The 6,000-nt window shown below is 37.2% G+C and carries 4 protein-coding genes; 1 reads left to right on the forward strand and 3 read right to left on the reverse strand.

Translation table 11 applies throughout. The features are described 5' to 3' along the window. Positions 1 to 95: 95 nt before the first annotated feature. Complete coding sequence (locus tag QPK98_RS05770) at positions 96 to 932, reverse strand: hypothetical protein (RefSeq protein ID WP_310992109.1); 837 nt, start codon at positions 930 to 932, stop codon at positions 96 to 98. A 197-nt stretch (positions 933 to 1,129) separates the two neighbouring features. Further along, positions 1,130 to 1,735 carry a hypothetical protein gene (locus QPK98_RS05775; RefSeq protein ID WP_310992110.1) on the reverse strand — a complete coding sequence of 202 codons (606 nt, stop codon included), beginning with the start codon at positions 1,733 to 1,735 and terminating at the stop codon, positions 1,130 to 1,132. A gap of 387 nt (positions 1,736 to 2,122) precedes the next feature. Between QPK98_RS05775 and QPK98_RS05780 the strand changes: the two genes are divergently transcribed. After that, positions 2,123 to 2,272 carry a hypothetical protein gene (locus QPK98_RS05780; RefSeq protein WP_310992111.1) on the forward strand — a complete coding sequence of 50 codons (150 nt, stop codon included), beginning with the start codon at positions 2,123 to 2,125 and terminating at the stop codon, positions 2,270 to 2,272. Positions 2,273 to 2,495: 223 nt separating this feature from the next. On the opposite strand, the gene QPK98_RS05785 is transcribed toward QPK98_RS05780, so the two are convergent. After that, positions 2,496 to 6,000, reverse strand: a 3,505-nt coding sequence (locus tag QPK98_RS05785; RefSeq protein ID WP_310992112.1) for a T9SS type A sorting domain-containing protein, incomplete at its 5' end; no start/stop codon positions are given.

Below are 6,000 nucleotides of genomic sequence, written 5' to 3' on the forward strand. Positions count from 1 at the left end.
TCATATTCGGTTCCCGAAAAATCGGGACAGGCAGTACCGGCCACACAGCCTGCCCCGAATTTTATCGGGGAGTGCTTAGTTATTGGCAATAGTATTTATTCATTTTTCTCAAATTCAATCCAATTTTTCACGTCTCTAAAACTCATACTTTCTCCGTAATATTTAAATAAATTATATAAACTTAAAACAGCTAATGGAGCTAATATCAATATTTTGGTTAGAGTAGATGTGAAAAAACCATAATTCTCTAATATATTATTAGCACCCGCCATTACCAGCAATGGTAAAAATATAAAAATTAAAACTCTACCATAATAAGCACTAATGCTATAAAGTTTGGCATCCATTTCTCTATCAGTATTTTCGCTCTCTGTTGTTTTTAGTGATACTGTTTCAATATTCCCATCTAAGATTGCAATATCAACATCTAAGGGAGAAATTGATTCATTAGTATAGATGATTTCTGCCTTAATTAATTTCCCTTTTTCAAGCCGGTCTATTTCAACTTTTATATCATTTTCAGTACTTTCCCATTCCAATAATGTATATTCAGATGAAGAAAATAATTTAGTTTTTAGAATTTCAACATTCTTGTCGAAAGTTATTGATATTGGATTCAAAAAATCCTCTTTTTTTAAAGATGTGTTTCCACTATTTTTTAAATAGATATCTAAAAGAAAAAGATTTCCGACTTCTTTGTTATTCCATATTAATTTTAGTTCTTCTGTTTTTAATGTTGGATTACTTTTAAATATTGAAAATGTTTGACCGTAATTTAACGCTATAGTCTTCTTGGTTTTATTTCTATTACTTTCAAATAACGCATATAGAAGGCTTAATAATGTTAAAATAAAACCTATAAGACCAATCGATTTGTCGAAGTTCAAAGTGTTAAAATATTCTTCCATTATTTTTTTTAATATTATTGCCAACGTTTAGTATAAAAGAAGTAGGGCAGTAAATAAGCGATTACTTTTCGGATTATCCACAAGCCAAATCTTTTGCATTTTGTTTTATATTTTTGTTCTAAAAGCCAAATCAAAAGATTTGGCGACCTCGCAAAAGTGCTTGAAACATTGGGTTTAGCACTTACTTGCCCTATTTTTTTTATACAGTGTTGGCAATAGTTTTACTCATTACAATAATTTTTTAAATACTCTTTATAAACCGTTGACTTATCGTCTTCATTTTTGAACTCATCAAGTAATTTAGGATTGTCGGAAATGATTTTTTTAAACTTAGAGTTATTTACGTCAATGTTCAACTCTTTTTTATTTAAATCGACTATACTTTGTGAATAATGACTAGAATTATCAAAAGGATCCGGTCGAGAATTTATGTATACTAGACTAATTCCTTCATAATACAGGAAATGACAAATTTGCTCCGCCTTGTAAAATGATCGTCCTCTATCACTTTTTTTAAATGTTGAAGATAAATAGATGTTTTCTCCATCACAAAAACCTAATATTCCTCCCTGTTTTGTGGTTTGCTCGGCTTGTTGCCAAGAAAGTTTCAAATGATAAATGTTTATGTCTGTATTCTTCCAATTGACCATAGTATGAACACTATCTTTTTCAAAGATGAGATTCGGAGCTGGAATAGGACGGTTATTTACAATTTGGTCAACTGTTAAATAAATTCCAGGTTTTAAAATAGAATCATTTAAGATACCATTTTGTCCATTGCTTAAATAACTGATAAGAAGTAATGAAATGTAGATTATGTTTTTCATATGAAAGTTTTAGTTTTAAATTATTGCCAACAATCATATAAACCTCATTTCCATAAAGCCTGGCATATATATATCCCTAATTGGACACTTCTGTTTATACTGATTTAACCTCAAATGTACCCGAATCCTATTTATAAACCAAATGAAATGTTAACATCAACCATTTAATGTTAAAAACCAACCCAAATCACTTCAATCAATAAACCATCTAAAGCTGAGGTCCCTTTACAATCAAATTGAGGTGCTATAATCAGCAATAAATAATCCCATATCAAACCAAGAAAAGCATTCAACTATACCCCCGCTGGTGCGCGAGTCCGCTAGCGTTCCAATTATTTCTTTCCCTAAAGCTCAGATCAAATGAGAAGATTGCTAAACATAGTGGTCATGGAAACCTCAATCAAAAATGTCGAAGACCTCAACATCACAGGAAGCCAAACCTATAAAATGAAAGAAAATGCAAAGAGCTCGTTAAAGCACCTCACTAAACAACTACCACTAGATCAACTAATGCAAGAAATGATGAGGTTGTCGTAAAATTAATAACTACCAGTTTCTCATAAGATCTGTGCTACATTGGCTTAAGCGCATATAAGGCATAATAACACATATTTTTTCAAATTAGGGGCTACCATTCAAATGATTGAATAATGAATTTAACGGGAGTATTTTTTAAAATTATTCCTTCTAAAATCACCTGATATAAAAGGGTCTTCTAAATAAATAGAAGACCCTAGGGAATATTAAAGTAGGAAGCAATTTACTCCTTCAACACCTTATAGCTACTTATTTGTCCATTGATTGACACCTTCATCAGATAAGCTCCAGCAGCAAGCCCTGACACATCAATACTAGAAGAAGAGGCGTTTATTCTATACTCTTGAACAACTTGCCCAAGCATATTATATAAGGTTACAACTTCCATAATCTCATTACTCTTTAGATTGAGCTCCCCATTTGTAGGGTTTGGATAAAAAGAGAATTCATGCTGCGTACTCGTATCTATACTTAGAACATCTTCGCACTCACCTATCCACGTATAAACCCCATCATAGTCAGGGTTAACATTATACCAATCACCACCTAGCTCGCTAGAGGCCACCGGATTACCAACAGAAGTTGAAGAAGTTATCATCCAATAAACTTCTGTAGTGCTTCCGAGATCTGTATATTGAATATTAATCCAATAGGTTGTGGATTCGTTTATTTGCCCTTCGAAAAGAAAAGGGTCTACATCTAGAAAGATTTCATAAACATTCATAGTTTGACGCTGCCCGAGTAATCGTTGTCTTGTTACAGGTATTCCAGTTTCACTTGCTATCTCCTCGCCTGGAAAGCCTGAATCATCGGTGTAGTAATGCACATCTACCTCCATAATAGGATAGTTGGAAATGACACTTGCCACAATCTGGGTCAAAGTAAAGTTTTCACCTGCCGCAACTGTTAGATCATTCGCTGTCCTAAATTCTGAATATGGAGAAGCGTTTGTTCCTGTTTCAAAAGTGAAATCGTTTGGATTTTCTTCTTCACAATTTCCTGCTGGATCTTCTACATTACAACTATATATCCTGAACGTATAATCCCAGTCTGGGTAAGGTTCATAGTCTGTAACATATAAGTGTCCACCAGGGTACACATCTTCGAAACTGCCAGATAAGCAAGGCAATCCATTATCTCCGTCGATGACAAGAAAGTAAACTGCGTCTAATTCAAGAGGGACTATCTCATCCCAAAAGACCTCTACCCAGTTTTCCCCTACAGTTTGAACCGTTTTGGTAGCAAGCATATTTCCTTCTTGATTTGGTAGATTGTCCCAGAGTGATAAAGTTACGTTAAGAGAATTTGAGGGGGCAAGGAACTTTATTCCTGCCCCTGCAGAGGCCTCCATGGTTGCTGTGAAAGATTGAGCTGCTCCTGTATGCGCATGGGTTATACACCCTGTACCCGCAGATTGGTCAATAGCCAATTCTGGAAGTTCACAAGGATTATGTACTATGGTTTCACATAAACCTGAAAACTCATACCTTGTTTCCCAACCGCTTATTACTTCCCAGGTAATTCCATTATCAGGTGAATTATAGCTTTCGTTCCCCATAATTCTACTGGAACCTATACTCATATAAGCACTGCCCAAATTGGCTCCAATATTGAGGCTAACCCAATAGGTGCTTATGTTATCAATTTCACCACTTAAAAACAGTGGAGCTATTTCAAAATCCACTTCATAGATATCAAAACCGTATTTTGTATTTACATATTCGGAAACGGGTTCTACGTTTTCAAAGATTGTCATTACTTCACCCGGCGACCCGTTGTCGTCTTGATAGAAAACAATATCCGCATCGTTAATATTGGCGCCTGGCAGCACCCAAACAAATACTGATAACTTATCTATAGTGAAATTTTCACCTACGGGAACTGTTATATCGGTTGCTAATAAATTATCTTGATCTTTTGAGGTAAGCGTACTATTTTCATCGTAACCTGTATAACCGCTATCACTCTGAATACAACTGATATCATTACAATAATAAGTTCTAAATGTATAGTCATAGTCTGGATAGGCTTGAAATCTAGAATAAGCCTGACCTCCTGGATAGGGATCTAGGGCAGCACGAATACAGGATAGTTCGTCATCGCCTTCTACTCTAATGAAATACTCCGTTCCTACTTCCAAATCGACAGCTTCACCCCAGAAAACATCTACCCACTGTTCGCCGTATGTTTGTGTTGTTTGAGAAGCCAACATAATTCCTCCTTGGGTGGAAAGACCGTCCCACAGGGATAGAGTTACTTCAATACCGCGAGAGGGATCGGTGAACTTTATTCCCGCTCCAGACGATTCTACTTCTGCGGCGGTAAAAGATTGAAACATGCCACCGTCACTCACCATTCCAAAACAATCATTATCCTGGGTTTGTTCTACATCGACAAATGAAAACGGGCAATAGCCATCGTTAGGTCCGTTATTGCCATCAATATCAAAACAAGTGGCATAAAAGGTATAGACCCCATCTTGATTGGGGTTAGGACTTGAATAATTAGCTCCCGTATTTAGTGCTGATGGGTTTCCTAAACTGTTTTCATAGGTAACTTCCCAATATGGGATACTGCTGTCTGAAGTTGATACCGCTATTGCCACCCAGTAAACCGTGTCCTCATCTTCATAACCTCTTAAGAACACAGGCTCCATATCTATCAGTACCTCATATACTTCTTTATCGTCAAAAGTAGTTCTTAAATCCATCGACGTAACGCCTACATATTGTTCATTAATTTCTTCTCCCGGCAAGCCACTATTGTCCTTATAGACTCTAATCTGAACGGCGTCTATTCCTACTCCAGCATCTAGAATTATACTTGGCTTAATGGCTGTAAGAACCTTATCGGTTCCTTGTTCTACAGTGAGGTCATTTGCTGCATATCTAGTACTACTATGACCAGAAAATATACAATTTACACCTTCTCCAAGGAAGTCTGTATCAGTTTCTAAAGCAATATCGCACTCTTCTCCAGGGTCACCTCCAGGATCTCCTCCGCCTCCACCTTCTCTTGGCTCGCATTCAGCAGAGAATTCATACACCCCATCTTTTGAGGTATCGTACAAATCAAACCAACTACCAGTGCTATAAGCTGCTGGCTGGCCAATCATATCCTCATTGGTTACTTCCCAAATAGGTGTGCCGCCATCGGAAGTTGTGGCCGAAATCCCCACCCAATAGCGGGTTTCGTATTCGCTTTGGCCTTCAAGAACAATGGGGGTAAGATCCCACAAAACTTCATAAAGGTCCATATCTGCGTCATTGTAAAGAAAAGTGTGAGAAGTGGGCACCACTACTTGGGAGGTAATTTCATATCCTGGATACATATATGGATAGCCATATTCATCTTCAAAAATCCAAATAGTGGCAGAGGTTATGGTCTCTCCTTCTGCGATGGCCATATTTGCCATTATGCTATTTAGGGTAAGATCGGAATCAACAGGCACAAGAATGTCATTGGCCGCAATTTCACCGTTGGCTTCGTTACATTCAATGCCGTCGGAAAAACCACTGCTCGTTATTTCCGTACCGCAGTCGGTCGTTCCACCTCCTGTCTCCCTAGGTTCGCATTCAGCAGAGAATACATACACCCCATCTTTTGAGGTATCGTACAAATCAAACCAACTACCAGTGCTATAAGCTGCTGGCTGGCCAATCATATCCTCATTGGTTACTTCCCAAATAGGTGTGCCGCCATCGGAAGTTGTGGCCGAAATCCCCACC

This window comes from Aequorivita marina (assembly GCF_031631895.2).
In the GTDB taxonomy this organism is placed as follows: Bacteria; Bacteroidota; Bacteroidia; order Flavobacteriales; family Flavobacteriaceae; genus Aequorivita; species Aequorivita marina.